The sequence below is a fragment of the Erythrobacter litoralis HTCC2594 genome (assembly GCF_000013005.1).
GTDB lineage: Bacteria > Pseudomonadota > Alphaproteobacteria > Sphingomonadales > Sphingomonadaceae > Parerythrobacter > Parerythrobacter litoralis_A.
The window spans coordinates 1,939,450-1,960,245 of sequence record NC_007722.1 but is presented as its reverse complement, the minus strand read 5'-3'; the positions used below and the strand labels follow the sequence as shown (position 1 = coordinate 1,960,245).

26 protein-coding genes are annotated in these 20,796 nt (G+C 63.8%); 16 read left to right on the top strand and 10 right to left on the bottom strand.

What is annotated here, in order from left to right; all coding sequences use genetic code 11:
- Positions 1 to 29: 29 nt before the first annotated feature.
- Both EL2594_RS09485 and EL2594_RS09480 read right to left on the bottom strand, forming a co-directional pair.
- Positions 30 to 1,502, bottom strand: a complete 1,473-nt coding sequence (locus EL2594_RS09485; RefSeq protein WP_011414843.1) for an MFS transporter — start codon at positions 1,500 to 1,502, stop codon at positions 30 to 32.
- A 15-nt stretch (positions 1,503 to 1,517) separates the two neighbouring features.
- On the bottom strand, positions 1,518 to 2,372 hold the full coding sequence (locus EL2594_RS09480) for an SDR family NAD(P)-dependent oxidoreductase (protein ID WP_041685932.1): 855 nt from the start codon (positions 2,370 to 2,372) through the stop codon (positions 1,518 to 1,520).
- Between the two features lie 170 nt (positions 2,373 to 2,542).
- Between EL2594_RS09480 and EL2594_RS09475 the strand changes: the two genes are divergently transcribed.
- The 3 genes from EL2594_RS09475 to EL2594_RS09465 all read left to right on the top strand — a co-directional run bounded on the left by EL2594_RS09475 (position 2,543) and on the right by EL2594_RS09465 (position 5,880).
- Positions 2,543 to 3,721 (top strand): acyl-CoA dehydrogenase family protein, encoded by a 1,179-nt coding sequence (locus EL2594_RS09475; protein WP_011414841.1) that lies wholly within the window; start codon positions 2,543 to 2,545, stop codon positions 3,719 to 3,721.
- 111 nt (positions 3,722 to 3,832) lie between these two features.
- Positions 3,833 to 4,972 carry an acyl-CoA dehydrogenase family protein gene (locus EL2594_RS09470; RefSeq protein ID WP_011414840.1) on the top strand — a complete coding sequence of 380 codons (1,140 nt, stop codon included), beginning with the start codon at positions 3,833 to 3,835 and terminating at the stop codon, positions 4,970 to 4,972.
- Positions 4,973 to 5,073: 101 nt separating this feature from the next.
- Positions 5,074 to 5,880, top strand: a complete 807-nt coding sequence (locus EL2594_RS09465) for an SDR family NAD(P)-dependent oxidoreductase (protein WP_041685930.1) — start codon at positions 5,074 to 5,076, stop codon at positions 5,878 to 5,880.
- 25 nt (positions 5,881 to 5,905) lie between these two features.
- Here EL2594_RS09465 and EL2594_RS09460 read toward each other — a convergent pair whose 3' ends face one another.
- The 4 genes from EL2594_RS09460 to EL2594_RS09445 all read right to left on the bottom strand — a co-directional run bounded on the left by EL2594_RS09460 (position 5,906) and on the right by EL2594_RS09445 (position 8,731).
- Positions 5,906 to 6,940, bottom strand: a complete 1,035-nt coding sequence (locus tag EL2594_RS09460; RefSeq protein ID WP_011414838.1) for a fatty acid desaturase — start codon at positions 6,938 to 6,940, stop codon at positions 5,906 to 5,908.
- 91 nt (positions 6,941 to 7,031) lie between these two features.
- The gene (gene gmk, locus EL2594_RS09455) at positions 7,032 to 7,673 is read right to left on the bottom strand and encodes a guanylate kinase (RefSeq protein WP_011414837.1); all 642 of its coding nucleotides are present in this window, start codon (positions 7,671 to 7,673) and stop codon (positions 7,032 to 7,034) included.
- A 98-nt stretch (positions 7,674 to 7,771) separates the two neighbouring features.
- The gene (locus EL2594_RS09450; RefSeq protein ID WP_011414836.1) at positions 7,772 to 8,197 is read right to left on the bottom strand and encodes a hypothetical protein; all 426 of its coding nucleotides are present in this window, start codon (positions 8,195 to 8,197) and stop codon (positions 7,772 to 7,774) included.
- Between the two features lie 30 nt (positions 8,198 to 8,227).
- Positions 8,228 to 8,731 (bottom strand): SspB family protein, encoded by a 504-nt coding sequence (locus EL2594_RS09445; protein ID WP_041685929.1) that lies wholly within the window; start codon positions 8,729 to 8,731, stop codon positions 8,228 to 8,230.
- Positions 8,732 to 8,813: 82 nt separating this feature from the next.
- On the opposite strand from EL2594_RS09445, the gene hisB reads away from it, so the two are divergent.
- The 5 genes from hisB (at position 8,814) to EL2594_RS09420 (ending at position 12,050) form a co-directional block, all read left to right on the top strand.
- Entirely contained in the window at positions 8,814 to 9,407 is a 594-nt protein-coding gene (gene hisB, locus EL2594_RS09440; RefSeq protein WP_011414834.1) for an imidazoleglycerol-phosphate dehydratase HisB, read from the top strand.
- Positions 9,400 to 10,032: an imidazole glycerol phosphate synthase subunit HisH gene (gene hisH / locus EL2594_RS09435; RefSeq protein WP_011414833.1), complete on the top strand. Its 633-nt coding sequence runs from the start codon at positions 9,400 to 9,402 to the stop codon at positions 10,030 to 10,032. Before hisB ends, hisH begins: the two co-directional genes overlap by 8 nt.
- On the top strand, positions 10,029 to 10,757 hold the full coding sequence (gene hisA / locus EL2594_RS09430) for a 1-(5-phosphoribosyl)-5-[(5-phosphoribosylamino)methylideneamino]imidazole-4-carboxamide isomerase (protein ID WP_011414832.1): 729 nt from the start codon (positions 10,029 to 10,031) through the stop codon (positions 10,755 to 10,757). Before hisH ends, hisA begins: the two co-directional genes overlap by 4 nt.
- Positions 10,758 to 10,863: 106 nt before the next feature.
- Positions 10,864 to 11,721 carry an imidazole glycerol phosphate synthase subunit HisF gene (gene hisF / locus EL2594_RS09425; protein WP_011414831.1) on the top strand — a complete coding sequence of 286 codons (858 nt, stop codon included), beginning with the start codon at positions 10,864 to 10,866 and terminating at the stop codon, positions 11,719 to 11,721.
- Positions 11,722 to 11,735: 14 nt separating this feature from the next.
- Positions 11,736 to 12,050: a phosphoribosyl-ATP diphosphatase gene (locus EL2594_RS09420; RefSeq protein ID WP_011414830.1), complete on the top strand. Its 315-nt coding sequence runs from the start codon at positions 11,736 to 11,738 to the stop codon at positions 12,048 to 12,050.
- Here EL2594_RS09420 and EL2594_RS09415 read toward each other — a convergent pair.
- Positions 12,047 to 12,364, bottom strand: a complete 318-nt coding sequence (locus EL2594_RS09415; protein WP_041685238.1) for a TM2 domain-containing protein — start codon at positions 12,362 to 12,364, stop codon at positions 12,047 to 12,049. The two genes, EL2594_RS09420 and EL2594_RS09415, sit on opposite strands and share 4 nt — an antisense overlap.
- A gap of 69 nt (positions 12,365 to 12,433) precedes the next feature.
- On the opposite strand from EL2594_RS09415, the gene EL2594_RS09410 reads away from it, so the two are divergent.
- The 7 genes from EL2594_RS09410 to pal all read left to right on the top strand — a co-directional run bounded on the left by EL2594_RS09410 (position 12,434) and on the right by pal (position 17,786).
- A complete protein-coding gene (locus tag EL2594_RS09410) occupies positions 12,434 to 12,817 on the top strand; it encodes a histidine triad nucleotide-binding protein (protein ID WP_011414828.1) in 384 nt (127 codons plus the stop codon).
- A 217-nt stretch (positions 12,818 to 13,034) separates the two neighbouring features.
- Positions 13,035 to 13,505: a YbgC/FadM family acyl-CoA thioesterase gene (locus EL2594_RS09405; protein ID WP_011414827.1), complete on the top strand. Its 471-nt coding sequence runs from the start codon at positions 13,035 to 13,037 to the stop codon at positions 13,503 to 13,505.
- On the top strand, positions 13,502 to 14,206 hold the full coding sequence (gene tolQ / locus EL2594_RS09400) for a protein TolQ (protein ID WP_011414826.1): 705 nt from the start codon (positions 13,502 to 13,504) through the stop codon (positions 14,204 to 14,206). The genes EL2594_RS09405 and tolQ overlap by 4 nt, the downstream gene beginning before the upstream one ends.
- Before the next feature lie 160 nt (positions 14,207 to 14,366).
- The gene (locus EL2594_RS09395) at positions 14,367 to 14,810 is read left to right on the top strand and encodes an ExbD/TolR family protein (protein ID WP_011414824.1); all 444 of its coding nucleotides are present in this window, start codon (positions 14,367 to 14,369) and stop codon (positions 14,808 to 14,810) included.
- Between the two features lie 11 nt (positions 14,811 to 14,821).
- Positions 14,822 to 15,661, top strand: a complete 840-nt coding sequence (locus EL2594_RS09390) for a biopolymer transporter TonB (protein ID WP_011414822.1) — start codon at positions 14,822 to 14,824, stop codon at positions 15,659 to 15,661.
- Between the two features lie 113 nt (positions 15,662 to 15,774).
- Positions 15,775 to 17,190, top strand: coding sequence for a Tol-Pal system beta propeller repeat protein TolB (tolB, locus tag EL2594_RS09385; RefSeq protein ID WP_011414821.1), 1,416 nt, complete (start codon positions 15,775 to 15,777; stop codon positions 17,188 to 17,190).
- Between the two features lie 83 nt (positions 17,191 to 17,273).
- Positions 17,274 to 17,786 carry a peptidoglycan-associated lipoprotein Pal gene (gene pal / locus EL2594_RS09380; protein WP_011414820.1) on the top strand — a complete coding sequence of 171 codons (513 nt, stop codon included), beginning with the start codon at positions 17,274 to 17,276 and terminating at the stop codon, positions 17,784 to 17,786.
- A 43-nt stretch (positions 17,787 to 17,829) separates the two neighbouring features.
- Here pal and EL2594_RS15355 read toward each other — a convergent pair whose 3' ends face one another.
- The gene (locus EL2594_RS15355) at positions 17,830 to 17,994 is read right to left on the bottom strand and encodes a hypothetical protein (RefSeq protein ID WP_011414819.1); all 165 of its coding nucleotides are present in this window, start codon (positions 17,992 to 17,994) and stop codon (positions 17,830 to 17,832) included.
- Positions 17,995 to 18,159: 165 nt separating this feature from the next.
- On the opposite strand from EL2594_RS15355, the gene EL2594_RS09375 reads away from it, so the two are divergent.
- Positions 18,160 to 18,693 (top strand): J domain-containing protein, encoded by a 534-nt coding sequence (locus tag EL2594_RS09375; RefSeq protein WP_011414818.1) that lies wholly within the window; start codon positions 18,160 to 18,162, stop codon positions 18,691 to 18,693.
- A 6-nt stretch (positions 18,694 to 18,699) separates the two neighbouring features.
- Here EL2594_RS09375 and EL2594_RS09370 read toward each other — a convergent pair whose 3' ends face one another.
- Positions 18,700 to 19,494 carry an SDR family NAD(P)-dependent oxidoreductase gene (locus EL2594_RS09370; RefSeq protein WP_011414817.1) on the bottom strand — a complete coding sequence of 265 codons (795 nt, stop codon included), beginning with the start codon at positions 19,492 to 19,494 and terminating at the stop codon, positions 18,700 to 18,702.
- A gap of 4 nt (positions 19,495 to 19,498) precedes the next feature.
- Positions 19,499 to 20,671: a formate-dependent phosphoribosylglycinamide formyltransferase gene (gene purT / locus EL2594_RS09365; RefSeq protein WP_011414816.1), complete on the bottom strand. Its 1,173-nt coding sequence runs from the start codon at positions 20,669 to 20,671 to the stop codon at positions 19,499 to 19,501.
- Between the last annotated feature and the right edge of the window lie 125 nt (positions 20,672 to 20,796).

The following is a 20,796-nucleotide window of genomic DNA, read 5'->3' as shown; positions in this document are numbered from 1 at the left end:
GCGCCAAGGGTGATTCTCCAAGCGAGCTCCTAGGGCGTGATCGAGTGACCGTCGGGATCGGCCCGCACCGCCTCCTCAATCGGGTCGTCATGCCTGCCGTCGCCAGAGGCGGCACGCATGGCCAGCCGCGCCTCGTGCTGCTCGCGGGTGATGGGAAAGCGCGCGAGCCAAAAGGCCGCGACCAGCGCGAGCAGCGTCCCGACGATCAAATAAATCAGCGACAACTCCGTCACCACGCCCTGCGATACGGCGTCCTGCGGCGTGCCCTGTTCGATCCCGAGGGTCTGCACAATCAGGCTGGTCGACAGGATGCCGACCCCTGTGGCGCATTTCTGAACCAGCCAGTTGCCGGAATAGAAGGTGCCCTCCGCGCGTTTGCCGGTGCGCTCTTCATAGGCTTCGACGATCTCGGCGACCATCGAGGTGGCCGAAATGACGGCGACGACCGAGGCGGTGTTCGAGACGACCAGCATGGTCAGCATCGAATAGGTCGAAACGGCCGTGCCGGTCTCTGGCCAAACGCCCAACAGCAGCAGGGCGTAGGGCACGAAATAGAAGATCATGGCGACGATCGCGCCGCCTGCCGCCGACGCGGGCTTGCCGAAGCGCCGGTGCAAGGGGCCGACGATGGCGAACATCGCGAAGACCGAGATCGCCAGCACGCCGGGATAGAGCTGGAAGGCGAGGTCGTCGAACTTCCAGACGTAATTGTTGACGTATTGTGTGATCGAGAAGTTCATCCCCTGCCCGACATAGGCCGCAAGGCCACCGGCGGCAAAGATCAGGAAGGCCTTTTCCTTGAACGCATCGCCGATCTCTCCGAACGCGCCGCTGATCGAGAAGGACGTAGGCTTGTGCGGCGGCCTGCGGGCGACGATCGAATGCTGGCCTGCGGCCGATCCGATTACGGAGATCGCCATCAGCCCGGCACCGAACATGCCCATGGCGGCGTAGCCGCCCGCCTCAAGCTGCGCTTCCGGTGTCGGCAGGAAGATCGTGAAGGCTAGCACCATCATCAGCATCCCGCCGAGCCAGCCTGACAGGAAGCGATATCGGAACAGCGTGGTGCGTTCGTCGTAATCGTCGGTCAGTTCGGGCACGAGGCTGACGGAGGGCACTTCGCAGGCCGACAGCAACAGCCGCACGCCGACCGCCAGCGCGACGATTTCCCCGAAGCTCGGCACGCCTGTAAAGGGCGGCGACCATAGCAGCGTCCACATGAAGGCGAGCGGTATCGGGGCGATGTAGAGCCACGGGAGGCGGCGACCCCATTTCGTGTAGGTCCGATCCGACAGGTGGCCGATCAGCGGATCGACGAAGGCATCGATGATGAGCGCCGTCGCCAGTGCCGCGCCGACCAGCCATGCCTCCACGCCTAAGACGAGATTGTAATAGGGCAGCAGGAAGAAGCTGAAGCCCAGGTCTTTCACGCCGAAGGCTACGGCGCCCGAGCCGTTGATCAGTTTGATCCGCTGGGGGAGGGGGCCCTTGATATATCCCATGTGGGTTTCGTCCCTCTAGCCGCTGGCCTGTTTTGCCGCCTCTTCCATCTGCTCCAGCGCTTCGAACATGCTGGCTTCTTCCGGGTCCCAGCTTTGGCGCGGGCCTATGGTAATGCCGCCATCGACGATCAGCGAGGTACCGGTAACAAACCCCGCCGCTTCGCTGGCGAGATAGGCGCACGCCTCGGCGATATCCGCAGGCTGCCCGCCGCGCTTCACCGGCTGCGCGTTCGAGCTCATCTGAGCGATCACGCTCTTGGCCATGTCCTTCTGCTCGTCGGGTATTTCCAGCGAGGAGGTGAAGATATTGGTATTGATGAAGCCCGGCTGGATCGCGTTCACGCGGATGCCGAATTGCGCCAGGTCGGCCGCCGTCACCTTTGTCAGGTGCAGCACTCCCGCCTTGGCGACGGCATAGGCGGTCGGCGAATAGCCGGGGCCGACGGCGGCAACGCTGGAGACGTTGACGATCGCAGCGCCCGGCCGGTCTTTCATATGCGGTACGGCATAGCGGATGCCCATCGCGACCGAGCGCAGCAGCAGGTCCATCGTGCGGTCCCAGTCCTCCGGCTCAAGCTCGTGGATCTGGCCGCGCGCTCCGCCGGCACCGGCATTGTTGAAGAGCACGTCGATCCCGCTGGTCTCTTGCGCGGCGCGGTCCATCAACGCCTTGATCTGTACCGGTTCGCAGACGTCGCAATGCTGGTAGCGAATGTCGCCATCTTCCAGGTTTTCGAGCGCCTTGCCGCCTTCGTCGTCGATGTCGGACGCATATACCGCGGCACCTTCGCGGGCGAACAGCCGCACGCTTTCCAGTCCGATACCCGATGCCGCACCCGTGATGACCACGGTTTTCCCGGAGAATCGCATCTCCACCTCTCCCATTTCATTTTGCAACTAGCTTAGGCCGATGCTGCTACCCGTCAATGCCAAGTCGCATGACGCTACGGCATGGCTACGGAACAACGTCGGCCTTGCAGGGGAACGCAGAATCCCCCTAACGTTAGCGTCAAGTTCGAGACTATGAGAGGAGTCGGAACATGTCCGATCTAGAGAGCTTCCGCAGCGAGACCCGCGCCTGGCTGGAAGCCAATTGCCCCGCCGAGATGCGCGAGCCTGTTCGCGACGATGCCGATGTCTATTGGGGCGGCCGCAACGCCACCTTCAAGAACGATGCGCAGAAAGCCTGGTTCGAGGCCTGCCGCGACAAGGGCTACACTGTCCCCGCCTGGCCCAAGGAGTATGGCGGGGCAGGGCTATCGCCCGCAGAGGCCAAGGTGCTGCGCGAGGAAATGGCTGCCATCGGCGCACGCCCGCCGCTTTCCAGCTTCGGCATCTGGATGCTCGGCCCGGCGCTGCTGCATTTCGGCACCGAAGGTCAGAAGCAGCGTTTCCTGAACGAGATCGCACGCGGTGAAATCCGCTGGTGCCAGGGTTATTCCGAACCGGGCAGCGGCTCCGACCTCGTCAGTCTGCAGACCTATGGCGAGGACAAGGACGATCACTGGGTCGTCAACGGCCAGAAGGTCTGGACCTCCTATGCCGACAAGGCCGACTGGATCTTCTGCCTCGTTCGCACGGACAAGAACGACAAGTATCGCGGCATCACCTTCATGCTGTTCGACATGGCCAGCGAAGGCGTTTCGACCAAGCCGATCCTGCTGATCAGCGGTTCGAGCCCCTTCTGCGAGACGTTCTTCGATGATGTCTCGGTGCCCAAGAGCTATGGAGAGGATGTTCCGGCCTATGTCGGCGAAGTGAACCGCGGCTGGGACGTCGCCAAGTACCTGCTTGGCCATGAGCGCGAAATGATCTCGGGTGCCGACGGCGGCAATACGGCCACCATCGGCGCCGCGATGAGCCGCAATGCCGGCGAGCTCGATCCGATCATGCGCGCAGAGCTGGCGATGTTCGACGTGGATGCCTTGGCCTATGCCGCAATGGGCGAGAAATTCCTCGACGAGATCAAGGTTGGCAAAGCGCACCCGGCACAGCCCAACATGATGAAATATGCCGGGACCGAGCTCAACAAGCGTCGCCACGAGCTGATCATGAGCGCGGGCGGTTCGACTGCGCTCGAATGGGAAAGCGAAGAGACCAGCGGCGGCAAGCCTGCGCGCAACTGGCTCCGCACCAAGGCCAACAGCATCGAGGGCGGCACCAGCGAAGTGATGCTCAACGTCATTTCGAAGCGGATTCTCGAGCTGCCGGGCGGCTAGGACGAGAACAAGCGCGTCACCCCAGCGAAAGCTGGGGTCTCGTGCCGCTTGGTCGGGTTAGTAACGGCCAGATCCCAGCTTGCGCTGGGATGACGACATAGGGACAGGACAATGCCACTTTATCACGACGACGATCAGGCCATGCTGGCTGAAACCGCCAGCCAGTTCATGGGCGAGGAAGGCGCGATCGCGAAACAGCTCCGCCACTGGCGCGACCGCGATTGCAAGGACGGCTTCGGCCACGGGCTGTGGGAGCAGTTCGGCGAGATGGGTTTCACCGGCATCCTCGTCGGCGAAGACGATGGCGGGCTCGGCATGGGCCATGTCGAAGCCGGGATCGTGCTTGAGGAGATCGGTCGCAATCTCACCCCGTCGCCTTTCCTGACCTCGTCGGTACTCGCCGCAACGGCGCTCAATCACGGCAGCGACGATGTGAAGGGCCGCTATCTACCCGGCCTCATCGAAGGCAAGAGCGTGTTCGCCGTCGCCATCGACGAAGGTGCCAAGCACCGGCCCGAAACAATCGCCTGCAAGGCCGAGCGCTCAGGCAATGGCTTCAAGCTTACGGGCAAGAAGGATTTCGTGGTCCACGGCGCGAGCGCCGATATGCTGGTGGTCGCCGCGCGCACTTCCGGCAGCGACAGCGACGAGGATGGTCTCACGCTCTTCGCCGTGCCCAAGGATGCGGCCAATATGAGCCATGACGCTGTTCGCCTGGTCGACAGCTCGATCGCAACGCACACCAGCTTCGACGGGGTCGAGCTCGATGGCGATGCGGTGATCGGCGAGGTCGACAATGGCCGCTCGATCCTCAACGCCATGCTCGATGCGGGCCGCGTCGGCAGCGCCGCCGAAGGTGTCGGCGTTGCGCGCGGGGCGATGGACATGACCGTCGATTACCTCAAGCAGCGCAAGCAGTTCGGCAAGCATATCGGCGAGTTCCAGGCGCTCCAGCATCGCGCCGCGCACCTCTATTCCGAAGTCGAGATCGCCCGCGCCGCCGTGATCAAGGCGCAGCAGCTGCTCGATGGCGGCAGCGAGCGGGCCAGCCTGATGGCCTCTGTCGCCAAGGCCAAGGTCGCCAAGACAGCCGGGCTCGCGGTGCGCGAAGGCGTGCAGATGCATGGCGGCATCGGCATGACAGACGAATACGATATCGGCCTCTACATGAAGCGCGACAGGGCCTTGCAGGAGTTCCTCGGTGACGCCTACTACCACGCCAACCGCGTGGCTGAGTTGTCGGGGTATTGACCAGCGCGTCGCCCCAGCGAAGGCTGGGGCCTCTGTCGGCTTGGTCCGACCAGGATTGACCAGATCCCAGCTTTCGCTGGGATGACGGGAGAAGAAGCATGATGAACCTCAACGAATTGTTCGGCCTCGAAGGCCGCGTCGCGCTTGTGACCGGCGGCAGCCGCGGGATCGGCAAGATGATCGTCGAAGGTCTGCTCGAAGCGGGCTGCGAGCGCGTTTATATCGTGGCGCGCAAGAAGGAGCAGGTCGACGAAACCGCTGCCGAGCTCGGCGACAAGGTGATCGGCCTGACCGGCGACCTGTCGCAGATCGAAGGCATCCAGCAGCTTGCCGACGAGATTTCGAGCCGCGAGGACAAGCTCGACCTGCTGGTCAACAATGCCGGTGCCGCCTGGGGCGAACCGTTCGAGGAGTTCAGCGAGGCCGGCTGGGATCGCACCATGGATCTCAACGTGAAGACCCCGTTTTTCCTGACACAGAAGCTGCACAAGCTGCTCAAGGCAGCCGCAACACCGGAGCGTCCGGCCAAGGTCCTCATGATCGCCAGTATCGACGGCATGAAGTCCAACCCGTGGCCGACCTATCCCTACCAAGCGTCGAAGGCGGGCCTCATCCACCTCACCCGTCGGATGGCGGCCGAGCTGGTGGGCGACAACATCATCGTCAACGGCATTGGTCCCGGCGCTTTCCCCAGCGCCATGAATCGCGCCGCGCGCGACAATGCCGATATGGTGAAGAAGGGTATTCCCTCGGGCCGCGTCGGTGTGACCGAAGACATGGCTGCCGGTGCGATCTACCTGCTCAGCCGAGCGGGCGATTATGTGGTCGGCACAACGCTGGCGATCGACGGCGGCGTGGTGAACGCCAATATCGGGGCGGGCAATTTCGTCGATCCGTCGGGCGACTGACGACAGTGACCGGTCCGTTCACGGCCTAACCCCGGGCAGCGACCCGTCTTTTCGCCTCGCTGAACGTCACCAGTCGTCGCTCGTCCTCGCACCAAAGCGCCAGCAGCAGCGGCTTGAACGCCTGGCGCGTGGTGTAGCGATTGACCTCGGTCAGTGCAGGGAATTCGCGCAGCACTTCGGGCAGGCGGTAGAATGGAATGCGGCTCGCCAAATGATGCACATGGTGGATGCCGATATTGCCGGTAAACCAGCGCAGCACGCTTGGCAGGTCGAGATAGGTACTGCCGGCGAGGGCCGCGTGGTGGAAGGACCAGTCCTCCCGCTTGTCCCACACCGCGTCTTCGAACTGGTGCTGGATGTAGAACAACCATACGCCCATGCTCGCTGCCGTCAGTAGGACCGGGAAGAAGACCAGCGCGACGGTCGCGAAACCGAAAGTCCAGATCAGGCCGAACAGGATCGCGGCGATCACGAGATTGGTGACCATGGCACTGACCCAGTAGATACTGCCGGCGGTCATCAGCCCGATCGGCAGGCGATGGCGCAGCAGGAACAGATAGGCCGGGCCGAGCCCCATCAGCACCAGGGGATGGCGGTAGGCGCGATAGAAGGCGCGCTGCCAGCGCGAACTTTCGCAAAATTCGCGCACCGTAAGGGTATCGACATCGCCGAAGCCGCGCGCGTCGAGGTTGCCGGTCGCCGCATGATGCAGCGCATGGCTGCGCCGCCAGCAATCGTAGGGTGTGAGCGTGAGCACGCCGAGTGCGCGTCCGACCCAGTCGTTCGTCGCGCGCCGCTTGAAGAAGGAACCGTGGCCGCAGTCGTGCTGGATGATGAAAAGGCGCAGCAGCAGCAGGCCTGCCAGCGGCGTTCCGACAAGTGCCAGCCAGTATCCGGCATCGAGCGCCAGCAACATGGCCGCGTAGAGCGCAACGAAAGGCACCAGCGTAATCGCGAGCTCGATACTGCTGCGCCACACGCGTGGGCGGTGGAAGGGCTTGAGGTCCTGCGCGAGCTGGCGCGCGTCTATGGTGTCAGGCGAAGCCTCGCTGGCAGTCATGTCAAAGGAAGGTGCGTTCACAAAATCTCGCGGTAGCTGGGGTTGAGAAGGCGGCTATGCGCCTCCGGTCGTGTATGCCGCCTTAAGCGGGTCACGCCATGAGTTCACGCACAAACGGGATCAGACCGGTCTGGCGGGTGCGCTTCATACGTTCGGCATGGAGGATTTCGCGCACCTTGACGAAGCAATGGTCGACGTCGTCGTTGACGACGACATAATCGTATTCGGCCCAGTGGCTGATCTCGCCGCGCGCGCGGTCCATCCGGCGGTCGATCACGTCCTCGCTGTCCTGGGCACGGGTTTCAAGCCGGTGACGCAGCTCGTCGAGGCTCGGCGGCAGGATGAAGACAGTGACAACATCCTGGTCGTCCTTCTGCTTGAGCTGCTGGGTGCCCTGCCAGTCGATGTCGAACAGGAAATCCTGCCCTTCCTTCAGCCCCTGCCGGATATAGCCCTTGGGCGTGCCGTAGCGATGCCCGAAAACCTCGGCCCATTCGTAGAACTCGTCCTTCTCGATCATTTCGTCGAACTTTTCGCGGGTGACGAAATGATAATCGACCCCATCAATTTCGCCGGGCCGCTTGGGCCGGGTCGTGGCGCTGACCGAAAGCTTGATCTGCTCGTCCGCCGTCAGCAGCATGCGCGAGATCGTCGTCTTCCCCGCGCCGGAAGGGGAAGAGAGGATGAACAGAAGTCCGCGCCGGTTCAGCGCATCGGATTGGTCGTGGGCCATGTGTGCTCTTGGCCCGGCTACGATGAAGAAATCAACCCCGCCCGGCGGCGAACGCACCGGTGCGCGGCCAATTGCCGTCTGGTGTCGGTCCTGGTGCCCTAGCTCTCTTCCTGCGCCTGCTCGGCGAGCTTCTTGCGGCCACGCAGCCGCGCGCGGCGCTGCTGGCTCTTGTCGAACAGCGCCTTGACGAGAATTCCACCGCCGACGATTGCCGCGCCGGGCACGGACCTCGTTGCGAATTTGGCGATCGCGACCGAGGCGACCGTCTGTTTCAGCGAGCGGTTCTGGATGATCTTGCGGGCGGTGCCGTCGCTATAGCTGCCTTTCAGCATGGTTCGTTCGACCACGTCCCGAAGCACATAAGACCCAGCGCGCATGGCAATATCCGCCATGATCAGGTTCGTCGCCGGATCGGGGCTGGGGCCCGGCACGTCGCCGTCGGAACGGGCTTCGGGCAATCCGGCTTCCGCCTCGTGCACATCCTTGCGCAGTGTCGCGCGTTTCCTGATTGCCTTGCGTACCATGCCAGCCTGCCCCGGCCCGCAGCCGCAGGCCTATTTCTTCTTGCCGAAATCCACGGTCACCACGTTGGAACCGTCCTCGCTGTCTGAAACGGCTGGACCGCCGCCCTGTTCCGCTTCGTCGTTTTCCGGGTCCTCGTGCTGCTCGGGCGCCATGTCGGCGACGGTGGCCTGGAACTGCAGCCCGAAATCGACCGCCGGATCGACGAACGCGGTGATCGCGGCAAAGGGAATCGCCAGCTGCGCCGGCACTTGGTTGAAGCTGAGGCCGACGGAAAATCCCTCGTCGGTGACGTTCAGGTCCCAGAACTTGTTCTGCAGCACGATCGTCATCTCGTCCGGGAAGCGTTCGCGCAGGTTTTGCGGGATATCGACACCCGGCGCGCCGGTCTTGAAGGTGATGTAGAAATGGTGGCTGCCCGGCAATTCGCTGCCGGTTTCCTGGATCTCTCCCAGCACGCGGCCGACCACGGCGCGCAGCGCCTCTTGCACGATCTCGTCGTAGGGAATGAGGCTGTCGGGGGTATCCTCGGTCATGTGCTTCAACTGACGATACCCGCGGCCCCGGTCAAGCGCAGAATGCTTGTATATCCGCCGCTGAAAGCTATAGCCCGCGCCCATGCGCACCGGCAGAATTGAGCGAAATACCGCGGAAACGAGGATCCTGATCGAAGTGAACCTCGACGGGAGAGGGAACTATGACGTTTCCACCGGGATCGGCTTTCTCGATCACATGGTCGAACAGTTCTCCAAGCATTCGCTGATCGATGTGACGATGAAAGTCGACGGCGACCTGCATGTCGACCAGCACCACACCACCGAAGATAGCGCGATCGCGCTGGGGCAGGCGCTCGGCGAAGCGCTGGGCGACAAGGCCGGGATTGGGCGCTACGGCCAGGCCTATTCGCCGATGGACGAAACGCTGAGCCGCGTCGCTTTGGACATTTCTGGCCGTCCCTACACTGTCTTTCGCGCGGGCTTCAGCCAGGAAAAGCTCGGCGAATGGGACACCGAGCTGATCGAGCACTGGTTCCAGTCGGTCGCGCAGGCGGCGGGAATCACGCTGCATATCGAATTGCTCTACGGCACCAACAACCACCACATCTGCGAGAGCATCTACAAGGGCTTCGCCCGCGCGATGCGGCAGGCGGTGGAACTGGATGGGCGCAAGGGCGGGGCGATCCCGAGCACCAAGGGGCAGTTGGGTGGCTGAGAGGATCGCGCTGATCGACTATGGCGCGGGCAACCTGCATTCAGTTCACAACGCATTGAAGGCTGCCGGAGCGCACGGGGTCAAAGTTACGCATAATCCCGATCTTGTCCGCATGGCGGATCGCGTGGTGTTGCCGGGTGTCGGTTCTTACAAGGCTTGTGCCGATGGACTGCGCGGCATTGCGGGAATGGTCGATGCGCTGGAGGAGCGGGTGCTGCTGGGCGGCGTACCATTCCTCGGCATTTGCGTGGGCATGCAATTGCTGGCGACCCGCGGGCTGGAACATGCCGAAACGCCGGGGCTCGACTGGGTGGCGGGCGAAGTGCGGCTGATCGAGCCGACCGATCCGAGCGTCAAGGTGCCTCACATGGGCTGGAACGACGTGGCATTGACGCCGCATGCGAAAAACCACGCATTGGTCGACGAGGGCGAAGCGTATTTCCTCCATTCCTATCATTTTCATGCCGATGAGGGCCGCGACGTCCTAGCGATGACCGACCATGGCGGCGGGCTTGTGGCGGCGGTGGCGCGGGATAATATCGTCGGCGTGCAATTTCACCCGGAGAAGAGCCAAGCCTATGGGCTGGGGCTGCTCACCCGTTTTCTCGATTGGAACCCGGCATGATCGTCTTTCCCGCCATCGACCTCAAGGGCGGCGAAGTCGTGCGGCTGGCCGAGGGCGATATGGATCGCGCCACCGTCTATGGCGACAACCCGGCAGCGCAGGCGATGCTGTTTGCCGAGGCCGGGGCCGAGCACCTGCACGTAGTCGATCTCGACGGTGCTTTCGCGGGCGAGAGCCGCAATCGCGAGGCTGTCGAAGCGATCGTTGCGGAGTTCCCCGGCTATGTGCAGCTCGGCGGCGGCATTCGCGATGCCACGGCGGTCGAAGGCTGGTTTAACCTCGGCGTCGCGCGAATCGTGATTGGGTCGGCTGCGCTCAAGGACCCGGATTTCGTCAAAGAGATGGCGCGCGAGTGGGAGAATGGCATCGTCGTCGCTGTGGATGCGCGCGACGGCATGATTGCGACCGAGGGCTGGGCCGAAGTCTCCGACGTCCCCGTCGCCGACATGGCGCGCCGCTTCGAGGATGCGGGCGTCGCCAGCCTGCTGTTCACCGACATCGGCCGCGACGGCCTGCTCAAGGGCTGCAATATCGACGCGACGGTCGAGCTCGCCCGCCAGACCGACATGCCCGTGATTGCCAGCGGCGGCGTCAAGGGACTGGACGATATCCACGTCCTCTCGCTGCATGCGCATGAGGGGATCGAAGGGGTCATTACCGGGCGCGCCCTTTACGAAGGGCGGCTGGACTTGGCCGCGGCGATTGCAATGGGGGCGAGGAGCTAATGTCGGCGCGTGGCCTTCGACAGGCTCAGGCCGAACGGAACCTGTGCTTGGCCCCAACCCCGTTCATCCTGAGCCTGTCGAAGGACAGGCGAAAGGGCGGAAAACCGTGACCGTCCGCGTCCGCGTCATTCCCTGTCTCGACGTCGCCGATGGGCGCGTGGTCAAGGGCGTCAATTTCGTCGATCTCGTCGATGCCGGCGATCCTGTGGAGCAGGCCAAGGCCTATGACGCGGCGGGGGCGGACGAGCTGTGTTTCCTCGATATTTCCGCGAGCCACGAAGGGCGCGGGACTTTGCTCGATGTGGTGCGGCGCACGGCGGAGCATTGTTTCATGCCGCTGACCGTCGGCGGAGGGGTGCGCTCGGTCGAGGATGCGCGGGCGCTGCTGCTGGCTGGGGCGGACAAGGTCGCGATCAACAGTGCGGCGGTGGCGCGGCCCGAACTGGTGCGCGAGATTGCCGACAGGTTCGGCAGCCAGTGTGTCGTCGCGAGTGTGGATGCGCGGCGCGTGCCTACCGAACCCACCCCCGTTCGGGCTGAGCCTATCGAAGCCCAGCCGCAACGTTCTGCCGCCCCTTCGACAGGCTCAGGGCGAACGGGGGTGGGGATTTGCCGCTGGGAAATCTACACCCATGGCGGTCGCAAGCCGACCGGCATCGACGCGATCGAGTTCGCCGAGCAGGTCGCCGACCTCGGCGCAGGCGAATTGCTCGTCACCAGCATGGATGGCGATGGGACCAAGGCGGGCTACGACCTGCTGCTGACCCGCACTATCGCCGACAGCGTCTCCGTGCCCGTCATCGCCAGCGGCGGTGTCGGCACGCTCGATCACCTGGTCGAAGGCGTGACCGAAGGCCATGCCAGCGCGGTGCTGGCGGCCTCCATCTTTCATTTCGGCACGCACACCATCGCCGAGGCGCACCAGGCGTTGCGCGATGCAGGCTTGCCCGCGCGCGGCGCTTAGGCGAGATGGAGAGTATGAATACGCTGCAACGCCTCGAGGCCACCATCGCCGCGCGCCGCAATGCCGATCCCGACAGCAGTTATGTCGCGCGGCTCAATGCCAAGGGGCTGCCAAAAATGGCGGAGAAAGTGGGCGAGGAAGCCACCGAAACCGTGATCGCCGCGCTCACCGGCAGTGACGAGGAACTGGTCGGCGAGGGCGCAGACCTGATCTTCCACTTGCTCGTGCTGCTGCAGGCCCGAGGCGTGTCACTGGACCAGGTCCTCGCCGAACTCGACCGCCGCGAAGGCTTGTCGGGCCTCGATGAAAAAGCAAAGCGAGGCGATTAGCCGTATTTTTCTGCGAATGCCTCGTCACTCATAGTAAGATAGATTATCATCTCGATAAACGCGATAATTGCCGGGATGAAGGTCCAGCAGAAAAGCAGATAGAGAATACCAGCGGCAACCCGACCGAGATAGAATTTATGTACCCCAAAGCCCCCAAGAAACAACGCTAATAGAACAGCCGCAATCCGCGATTTTTCGCCACTCTGCCCCGACGAACCTTGCTTGGCCCCACAAGCAGGGCAGGCCGACGCACTTGAATGCAACTCTTTCGCACAGCCGACACAATACTTCATCTGACTGAGATTAGTGGCCATACTACCCCCCGAGTGAATCTGACATACTGAAGCTCCGAGTATTTGAGTTTGGAGGAAAAAGAAAGAGTTATGCCGATTGACCCCACGCTACCCTATGACGACGATAATATCTTCGCCAAGATCCTGCGCGGCGAGATCCCGTCGAACAAGGTTTATGAGGATGACTGGGCTTTCGCGTTCGAGGACATCAACCCGCAGGCCGAGGTGCACACGCTGGTGATCCCCAAGGGCCAATATGTCAGCTGGGACGATTTTTCCGCCAAGGCCACGGCGGAGGAGATCGCTGGCTTCGTGCGCGCCGTAGGCGAAGTGGCGCGGATGAAAGGTCTGGTCGAGCACGGCTACCGCATGATGGCCAATATCGGCGCGCATGGCGGGCAGGAGGTGCCGCACCTGCATGTCCATATCTTCGGCGGGCATCCGCTGGGGCCGATGATTGCGCGACGAAGGTAGGGCAGCCCCTCTCAACTCCCACCGTCACCCCGGACTTGATCCGGGGTCCCGCTGTCTTCGGCGCCGCGCTTGAAGAAAGCGGGACCCCGGCTCGGGGGCCGGGGCGACGAGATCCTGGGGCTGGTTCTTAAATCGGCCGGTTCGTCGCATAGCCGAGTCGCTTCGTCGTTCTCGCTTGCTAGGCGACTCACGCCTCCGCTAAAGCGCGCAACGACCTATGGCGACCACCCCCAACCCGCACCCGAACCCTCCCGGCGGTGTCTTCGACGGCCCGGTGCACCTCTATGCGGTGCGGGTCTATTACGAGGATACGGACCTGTCCGGCATCACCTATCACGCCAATTACCTGCGCTGGTTCGAGCGCGCGCGATCGGACATCCTGCGCTTGCTCGGTATCGATCAGCGCGCCGCGATCGAAGCGGGGGAGGGCGCCTACGCCGTCGCCGATCTCACGCTCAAATATTTTCGCCCGGCCAGGCTCGACGACGACGTCGTCATTCAGACGAGGTGCACCCAGCTCAAAGCAGCCAGCGTCACCATGCACCAGCGCGCCTATCGCGGAGACGAATTGCTGACCGAAGCGAGCTTTCGCGTCGGCTTCGTCGCGCCCGACGGCCGTCCGCGGCGCCAGCCCGAGGCTTGGCGCGAAGCTTTCCAACCCGTTCTCAGCGAGGTTCCCACCGAATGAGTGCTTTCCCCGTCACCATGGCCACCGGCGAAGCGACCGGGCGGCTCGATCCGCTACAGCTGTTCCTCGATGCCGATATCGTGGTGCAGGCGGTGATGATCGGCCTGATCCTCGCCTCAATCTGGAGCTGGATGATCATCGTCAGTTTCTCGATGCGGCTGAGCGGCGCCAGGAGCCGGTCCGCCAGGTTCGAAAAGGACCTTTGGCAGGCCGACGATTTCGATAGCATCATGGGCAAATACCAGAACAAGGACGTGCCCTCGGCCCGTATCGCCGGCGTTGCGATGACCGAATGGAAACGTTCGACGAGCAAGGGATTGAAGGATCGCGAAGCCGCCTCCAACCGCATCGCCGCCGCCATGGGCGGGCAGGTCGCGGAAGAGGCCGATACGCTGGCAGCGCGGCTCAACTTTCTCGCCACCACCGGCTCGGTCGCGCCGTTCGTCGGCCTGTTCGGCACGGTCTGGGGCATCATGAACAGCTTCTTCCAGATCGGCGTGCAGGAAAGCTCCTCGCTCGCCGTCGTCGCGCCGGGCATTTCGGAGGCGCTGTTCGCCACCGCTATCGGCCTGTTCGCGGCCATCCCGGCGGTGATCGCCTACAACCGGTTCAGCAGCAAGGTGAACATCTTCGAAGCGCGGCTGCAGCGCTTCGCCGACAAGTTCCACGCCAACCTCAGCCGCGAGCTGGAAAGACTATGACAATGGCACTGAAAACTTCCTCCCCGAACCGGGGAGGAGGACCAGCGAAGCTGGTGGAGGGGCTAGCGGTGCTGGCCGCCCCTGTCGCGGTTTTGGCTAGTGCTGCTCGCCCCTCCACCATCCTGCGAATGGTCCCCCTCCCCATGCTGAGGAGGGATTAATGGCAATGGGTGTCCTCACTTCCAGCCGTGGGCGCAATTCCCGCCGCGCGCCGATGGCGGAGATCAACGTCACGCCGTTCGTCGACGTGATGCTGGTGCTGCTGATCATCTTCATGGTCACCGCGCCGCTGCTCAATTCGGGCGTGCCGGTCGAGCTGCCCGAAAGCCGCGCCAACGCGCTGCCGAACGAGGTCGAGCAAGTCACCGTCAGCATGGGCAACGACGGCACGATCTATATCGACGACGCGCCGCAAATGCCCGGCCGGTTTGCCGAGGGCCTTTCGGCCATCCCGGCGCGCGCCGATGGCAGCCTGCCCGATGTTACCCTGCGGGCCGACCGCAGCCTCGATTATGGCCGCGTCATGGCGGTGATGGGGGAGCTCAACCGCGCGGGCTTCAACTCGATCTCGCTGGTCACCAGCGGTTCATCCGACCAGCCATAGCGATTGAGCCAATGAACGCACCCGCCCTCCGCCGCGAAGAAGGCCTCGGCCTCGGGGTCGCGGTGGTGCTGCATCTCCTGCTGGTTGCGGCGCTGTTTCTGCAACCCAGCACCCGCGAGCTGGTCGAGCAGCCCGAGCGGGTAACGGTCAATCTGAGCGAGGAAGTCGGGCTGACCGCCGAAGCGCCCGATCCGGTGCCGGAGAGCCGCGCCGCGATCGCCCCGATTCTCGATACCTTGCCCACGCCGCCCCTGCCGGTGCCGGTGCCGATGCCAATCCCGCAGCCGCGCCCTGAGCCGACCACCCGGCCGGAACCGCGTCCTGAGCCGATCACCCGTCCGGAACCCCGTCCGACGGCTCGCGCGACCTCCGCGCCGCGCCAGCCGACACCACGCCGCACGCAGGCCCCGCGCCCGCAGCCGACGCAGAGCTCGGCTCCGCCGCGTGGCAGCCGCTTGGGCGACGATTTCCTGTCCGGTCAGGGCTCCAGCACCACGACGCAGGAAACCCGCGTGCCCGCCTCGCAGATCGGCGCCAGTGCGCGAGCTTCGCTGGTCCAGGCGATCGCGCGCGAGATCAAGCCGCATTGGCAGCCGCCGAGCGGACCCGAGGTCGAGGAAATCGTCACCGTCCTGCGGTTCAGCCTGAACGAAGACGGTTCGCTGGCCGGACGACCTAGCGTCGTGCGCCAGACCGGCGTAAACGAGATCAACCGCGCGCAGGCAGAGAGACACGGCGAACTGGCCATCCGTGCTGTGCAACGGGCCGCCCCCTTCGACTTGCCCCCGGAATATTATAACGCTTGGAGAAACATCTCGGCGTTCAGCTTCGATTGGAAACTTTCGCAATGACCCCTCGACACGCGCTCTCGTCTTCGCTCCGCTTCGCTCGATCGCTGCTCGGGACGAACGGAATTTTTTTGAACCGTTGGTCTCGTGCAGGCATCGAGCAAGGTCGAGATGCCTTGTCGAGAGGCACGCTGCTCGGTGCCTTCGCCCTGGTGGGCCTGATTACTCCGCTAGCCGCGCAGGACCTCGCCTCGCCGCCGCCACGCGGTGGTGCGGTCGAGCAGGTCGCCGCCGATGCCTCGTCGGCGCAGGATGGTGATGAAGGCGGTCTCACCGGCTCGGTCTCCTTCGAGGGTAATCTCGACGATCTCGGCATTGCCATCCCGGCCTTCGCCACCGACCGGGACGTTGCAACTCCTGCCAACGCGCAGGGTACGGGCGCGCTCGGGGCCGAACTTGCCCGGGTAATCAGCAACAATCTGCGCAACAACGGACTGTTCAAGCCTTCGGGACCCGACGGGCTGCCGCGGCCGACCTTTCCGCAGATCACCGATCCGCAATGGGCGGTCTGGTCCAACCGCGGCGCGGAAATGCTCGTTCACGGCTACGTCCGCGCGCGCGGTGACGGCAATCTTGTCGTCGGCTGCTATCTTTACGACATGGCCCTCCGCGACGAGCTCGTCCGCTCCGGCTGGGTGGTGCCGCCCGCCGATTGGCGCCGCGCGGCGCACAAGTGTTCGGACCTCGTCTATTCGCGCCTGACGGGCGAAAGTCCGTTCTTCGATAGCCGTATCGCCTACATCGCCGAAACCGGTCCCAAGGATAATCGCACCAAGCGGCTGGCCATCATGGACAGCGACGGGGCCAACCATCGCTTCATCACCACCGGTCGCGCGACGGCGCTGACACCGCGCTACTCGCCCGATTACCGCCGCCTGCTCTATCTCAGCTACGTCGACGGCAATCCGCGCATCTATATCTACGATATCGGCACAGGGCGGCAGCAATTGGTGACCGAGAGCACCAACCCGACCTTCGCCCCGCGCTGGAGCCCCGACGGACGCTGGATCCTCTATTCCATGGCGGTGAACGGCAATACCGACATCTATCGCGTCAGCGCCGAAGGCGGGCCGAGCGTGCGGTTGACCACCGAGCCGGGCATCGACGTCGGCGGCTCGTATTCGCCCGATGGCAGTCAGATCGTGTTCGAAAGCGACCGCTCGGGCAGCCAGCAGGTCTACATCATGAATTCGGACGGTACGAACCAGCGCCGCATCAGCTTCTTCGGCGGGCGCGCGGCTACGCCGGAATGGAGCCCGCGCGGCGACCAGATCGCCTTCACCTACATCCCGGGCGATTTCAACATAGCGGTCATGAGCCCCAACGGGCGCAACTTCCGCAAACTGTCGAACGGTTGGCAAGACGAAGCGCCGACCTGGGCACCCAACGGCCGGATCATCCAGTTCTTCCGTACCGAGCGTAATACCGGGCGCACGGCGCTCTACCAGGTCGACCTGACCGGGGACAATCTGCGGCGGCTCAACACGCCTGTCGACGCTTCGGATCCGGCCTGGGGACCGATTTTGCCATAATCGCGTTCTATCCAGGACACTTGAAGAACAGGGGCGGGTCGTGCCGCACAAACAGGGCAATCTATATTGGTGAGGAACTAGCCATGAATACCAAATTCGCTGCAGTTATGATGCTGGCCGGGACTGCCAGCCTTGCCGCCTGCAAGACCACCGCGCCCGACGAACTGCCGCCCGATCCGGGCCCGGTCGCGACGGCGCCGACAACGCCGACGACCCCGGCCGGCCCGGCAGTGGGTACGCAGGAGCACTTCGTACGCGCGGTGAACGGGCAGAACATCATCTATTTCGACACCGACCGGTTCAACATCGACAGCGCCGATGCCGCCGCCCTGCAGACGCAGGCGCAGTATCTCAGCCAGTACCCGAATGTTACCGTCACGATCGAAGGGCATGCCGACGAACGCGGCACCCGCGATTACAACCTCGCGCTGGGCGAGCGTCGCGCCAATGCGGCCAAGAACTATCTTGTCAGCCTGGGCATTCCGGCGACCCGCATTTCGACGGTGAGTTACGGTGAGGAGCGCCCGGTCGCAACCGCTTCCACACCCGAGGCATGGGCGCAGAACCGCCGCGCGGTGACGGTCGTCATCAACTGATTGTCGGGGAGGGGCTTCGCTTGCCGCGGAGCCCTTCCTAGCCTCAACGCTGGGTAAAGGCCGTCACCGTGATCGGCTGCGCAGCAGTCGCGCCCGAACCCGAACCCGAAGCATTGAACGCCGGCGAACTGGCGAGCGCGAACAGCGCCATGGTCAGCGCGCAGACGCTGGCGGAAAAGGTCAGTTGCTGGCTCATCGGGCGGTTCATCGTGCTATCTTCGGTTCCTGGGGAGCGACGCTACCTAGCGCCGAGAGGTGAACGATCTGTTGCAATGCAACATTTCAGTATGAAACTGGTTCCCGACATTGGCAGGAAGCACAAGAAGGCCTAGACTGACCGCGATGTCTTCCCGACCAACAGCATTTCCTCGTCGTGCCTAAGGCGCGCCGCTCCGACGATTGGGGCTTTCCCCGCTGGCGCCCTTACGGCGGCTCGCGCGAAGCGACGAATGTCCGCATTTGCGACCGGCATGGCTGCGAAGAGCCGGGCGATTGCCCCGCGCCCAAGGCGCCGAACAGCCCGGAACGGTGGATGTTCTGCCAGTCGCACGCGGCGGAATACAATCGCAAATGGGATTATTTCGAAGGCCTCGACAAGGCCGAGAAAGCCGCCCGCGCCAAGAGCGAACAGGCCGAAAGTGCCGGCTATGCCGAAGCCTCCCACTATGGCTGGGCCGGATCAGGCGACGGCAGCCGTTCCGCCGATGAAATGCGCGCGCTGGATGTGCTGGAACTCGAAGCCGACGCCGATTTCGCCGCAGTCAAGAAAGCCTATCGGGTCAAGGCCAAGGCCGTGCATCCCGACGTAAAGCCGGGCGACAAGGAAGCGGCGGAGGAATTTCAGAAGCTGCAACTGTCGTACGAAGTGCTCAAGGCGGCCGAAGAACGACGCGAGTGGAAGGGGTAGCCGCCCCTATTTCTTCGCCTTCGTATCGATCGCCGCCGGCGGGTTGTCGTTCCACCATGGCACGTCGGTAAACGGTCGCACGTCGAGTTCGTGGGTCCAGCAATTGCGCGGCTGCTGGGCGAGGTGCCAATAGGTATCCGCGAGGTTCGCCGGGTCGATCACCCCGTCCTCGCCCTTGTGCGCCTTGTAGGCTTCGAACTTGTCGCCGAGAAGTTTGCCCAGCGTGTCGGGCGCATCGACCGAGCCGTCGACCACGACATGCGCGACATGCACGCCCTGCGGAGCGAATTCGGCGTTGAGGGTCTGGCACAGCATGCGGCGACCGCCCATCGCGGCGGCATGGCTGTGCTGCCCCGCATTGCCGCGCACGGCTGCGGTGGCGCTGGTGACCAATAAGGTCCCTTTTCCGCGCTCGACCATATGCGGCAATACAGCATGGGCGAGACGGAACAGGCCGAAGCAGCCGAGACGCCAGCCGAGTTCGAAGGTGCGGTGCGGCGTATCGCTCAGGGGGCGATTCCCGATTTGCGCGCCGAGATTGTAGAGCGCGGTGTCGATGGGTCCGACATCGGTCTCGATGCGCTCGACCAGGTCTTCGATCGTGCCGTCGTCGCTTACGTCGAGCAGCATGCCACTCGCGCTGCCGCCTGCCTCTTCGATCTGCCGGACCAGCCGCCCGAGGCCTTCCTCGTCGGACCGGCGCGCCAACACCGCGTGATAGCCGCCTTTGGCGAAGCGCTTCGCTGCATGGCCGCCGATGCCCGCTCCGGCACCGATCACGAGAAACACGGGCTTGGTCATGACGCTAGTCTCCGTAGTGAATGTGCAGCTTGTTAGCCGCAGCGACCGCAGCGGTGCGCGCATAATCGGTATCGCCGCCCGTCGCGAGAGCGACGCCCATGCGCCGGTAGGGGCGGGTGTTCGGCTTGCCGAAAATGCGGATGTCGGCGCCGCCTTCCATTGCTGCGGCGAGGCCCGAATAGCTGACTGTCTCGCTCTCTTGCTCGGCGAGAATCACGGCGCTGGCAGACGGGCGCGCGAGGATCTCAGAGGGGACGTGCAATCCCATGATGGCGCGCGCATGCAGGTCGAATTCGCTGAGGTTCTGGCTGACCGAGGTCACCATGCCGGTATCGTGCGGGCGCGGGCTCAGCTCGGAGAAAATGACTTCCTCACCCTTCACGAAGAATTCCACGCCGAACAGCCCAAATCCCTTGCCATTGCCCTGCAGCGCGGTGACGACTTTCTCCGCCATTTCCTGCGCTGCTGCAATGGCAGGCTTGCTCATGGTCGCGGGTTGCCAGCTTTCACGATAATCGCCGCGCTCCTGGCGGTGGCCAATCGGGGGGCAGAACGTGATACCGTCCTTGTGGCGCACGGTGAGGAGCGTGATCTCGTAATCGAAGTCGATGAACTGCTCGACGATCACGCGCTTCCTGTCGCCGCGCATGTTGGCGACGGCATAGTCCCACGCTTCTTCCAGCTTGTCGGCAGAGCGGACCGTGCTCTGGCCCTTGCCGCTGGAGGACATGACCGGTTTGATGACGCAGGGGTATCCGGTGAACTCGGCGGCGGCGCGCACTTCCTCCAGGTTCTTGGCATAGCGATAGCGCGAAGTGGTGATGCCCAGTTCCTGCGCGGCAAGGTCGCGGATGGCATCGCGGTTCATCGTCATTTGGGTGGCATAGGCGCTGGGTACGACATTGAAGCCATCCGCCTCGATCTCGGCCAGCACCTCGGTGCGGATCGCCTCGATCTCCGGCACGACATAATCGGGATGGTGTTTCGCTACCACTGCGCGCAGCGCGTCGGCATCGAGCATGGACAGCACTTCGCTCGCATCCGCCACCTGCATGGCTGGCGCGGCCGCATAGGCATCGCAGGCCACCACGTAAGCGCCCAGCCGCTTGGCCGAGATGACGAATTCGCGTCCGAGCTCGCCCGAGCCGAGCAGCAGGATCTTTGCCGTGTGTGGCATTCAAGCGCCTTCCCTATTCAATCGTCATCGCGAGGAGCGTAGCGACGCGGCGATCCATGGCAACACAGTACTTGCTGAGAAGTTTGGCCATGGATTGCCACGGCGACTGCGTCGCCTCGCAATGA

What these genes read in the sequence shown, in the direction of transcription:
- pal (WP_011414820.1), top strand. Translation starts at nt 17,274, where the DNA reads ATGAATACCAAATTCGCTGCAGTTATGATGCTGGCCGGGACTGCCAGC.
- hisB (WP_011414834.1), top strand. Translation starts at nt 8,814, where the DNA reads ATGCGCACCGGCAGAATTGAGCGAAATACCGCGGAAACGAGGATCCTG.
- EL2594_RS09470 (WP_011414840.1), top strand. Translation starts at nt 3,833, where the DNA reads ATGCCACTTTATCACGACGACGATCAGGCCATGCTGGCTGAAACCGCC.
- EL2594_RS09390 (WP_011414822.1), top strand. Translation starts at nt 14,822, where the DNA reads ATGAACGCACCCGCCCTCCGCCGCGAAGAAGGCCTCGGCCTCGGGGTC.
- EL2594_RS09370 (WP_011414817.1), bottom strand. Translation starts at nt 19,494, where the DNA reads ATGACCAAGCCCGTGTTTCTCGTGATCGGTGCCGGAGCGGGCATCGGC.
- EL2594_RS09450 (WP_011414836.1), bottom strand. Translation starts at nt 8,197, where the DNA reads ATGGTACGCAAGGCAATCAGGAAACGCGCGACACTGCGCAAGGATGTG.
- EL2594_RS09420 (WP_011414830.1), top strand. Translation starts at nt 11,736, where the DNA reads ATGAATACGCTGCAACGCCTCGAGGCCACCATCGCCGCGCGCCGCAAT.
- EL2594_RS09485 (WP_011414843.1), bottom strand. Translation starts at nt 1,502, where the DNA reads ATGGGATATATCAAGGGCCCCCTCCCCCAGCGGATCAAACTGATCAAC.
- EL2594_RS15355 (WP_011414819.1), bottom strand. Translation starts at nt 17,994, where the DNA reads ATGAACCGCCCGATGAGCCAGCAACTGACCTTTTCCGCCAGCGTCTGC.
- EL2594_RS09445 (WP_041685929.1), bottom strand. Translation starts at nt 8,731, where the DNA reads ATGACCGAGGATACCCCCGACAGCCTCATTCCCTACGACGAGATCGTG.
- tolQ (WP_011414826.1), top strand. Translation starts at nt 13,502, where the DNA reads ATGAGTGCTTTCCCCGTCACCATGGCCACCGGCGAAGCGACCGGGCGG.
- EL2594_RS09405 (WP_011414827.1), top strand. Translation starts at nt 13,035, where the DNA reads ATGGCGACCACCCCCAACCCGCACCCGAACCCTCCCGGCGGTGTCTTC.
- EL2594_RS09415 (WP_041685238.1), bottom strand. Translation starts at nt 12,364, where the DNA reads ATGGCCACTAATCTCAGTCAGATGAAGTATTGTGTCGGCTGTGCGAAA.
- EL2594_RS09410 (WP_011414828.1), top strand. Translation starts at nt 12,434, where the DNA reads ATGCCGATTGACCCCACGCTACCCTATGACGACGATAATATCTTCGCC.
- EL2594_RS09460 (WP_011414838.1), bottom strand. Translation starts at nt 6,940, where the DNA reads ATGACTGCCAGCGAGGCTTCGCCTGACACCATAGACGCGCGCCAGCTC.
- purT (WP_011414816.1), bottom strand. Translation starts at nt 20,671, where the DNA reads ATGCCACACACGGCAAAGATCCTGCTGCTCGGCTCGGGCGAGCTCGGA.
- EL2594_RS09480 (WP_041685932.1), bottom strand. Translation starts at nt 2,372, where the DNA reads ATGCGATTCTCCGGGAAAACCGTGGTCATCACGGGTGCGGCATCGGGT.
- EL2594_RS09465 (WP_041685930.1), top strand. Translation starts at nt 5,074, where the DNA reads ATGAACCTCAACGAATTGTTCGGCCTCGAAGGCCGCGTCGCGCTTGTG.
- hisA (WP_011414832.1), top strand. Translation starts at nt 10,029, where the DNA reads ATGATCGTCTTTCCCGCCATCGACCTCAAGGGCGGCGAAGTCGTGCGG.
- EL2594_RS09395 (WP_011414824.1), top strand. Translation starts at nt 14,367, where the DNA reads ATGGCAATGGGTGTCCTCACTTCCAGCCGTGGGCGCAATTCCCGCCGC.
- gmk (WP_011414837.1), bottom strand. Translation starts at nt 7,673, where the DNA reads ATGGCCCACGACCAATCCGATGCGCTGAACCGGCGCGGACTTCTGTTC.
- EL2594_RS09475 (WP_011414841.1), top strand. Translation starts at nt 2,543, where the DNA reads ATGTCCGATCTAGAGAGCTTCCGCAGCGAGACCCGCGCCTGGCTGGAA.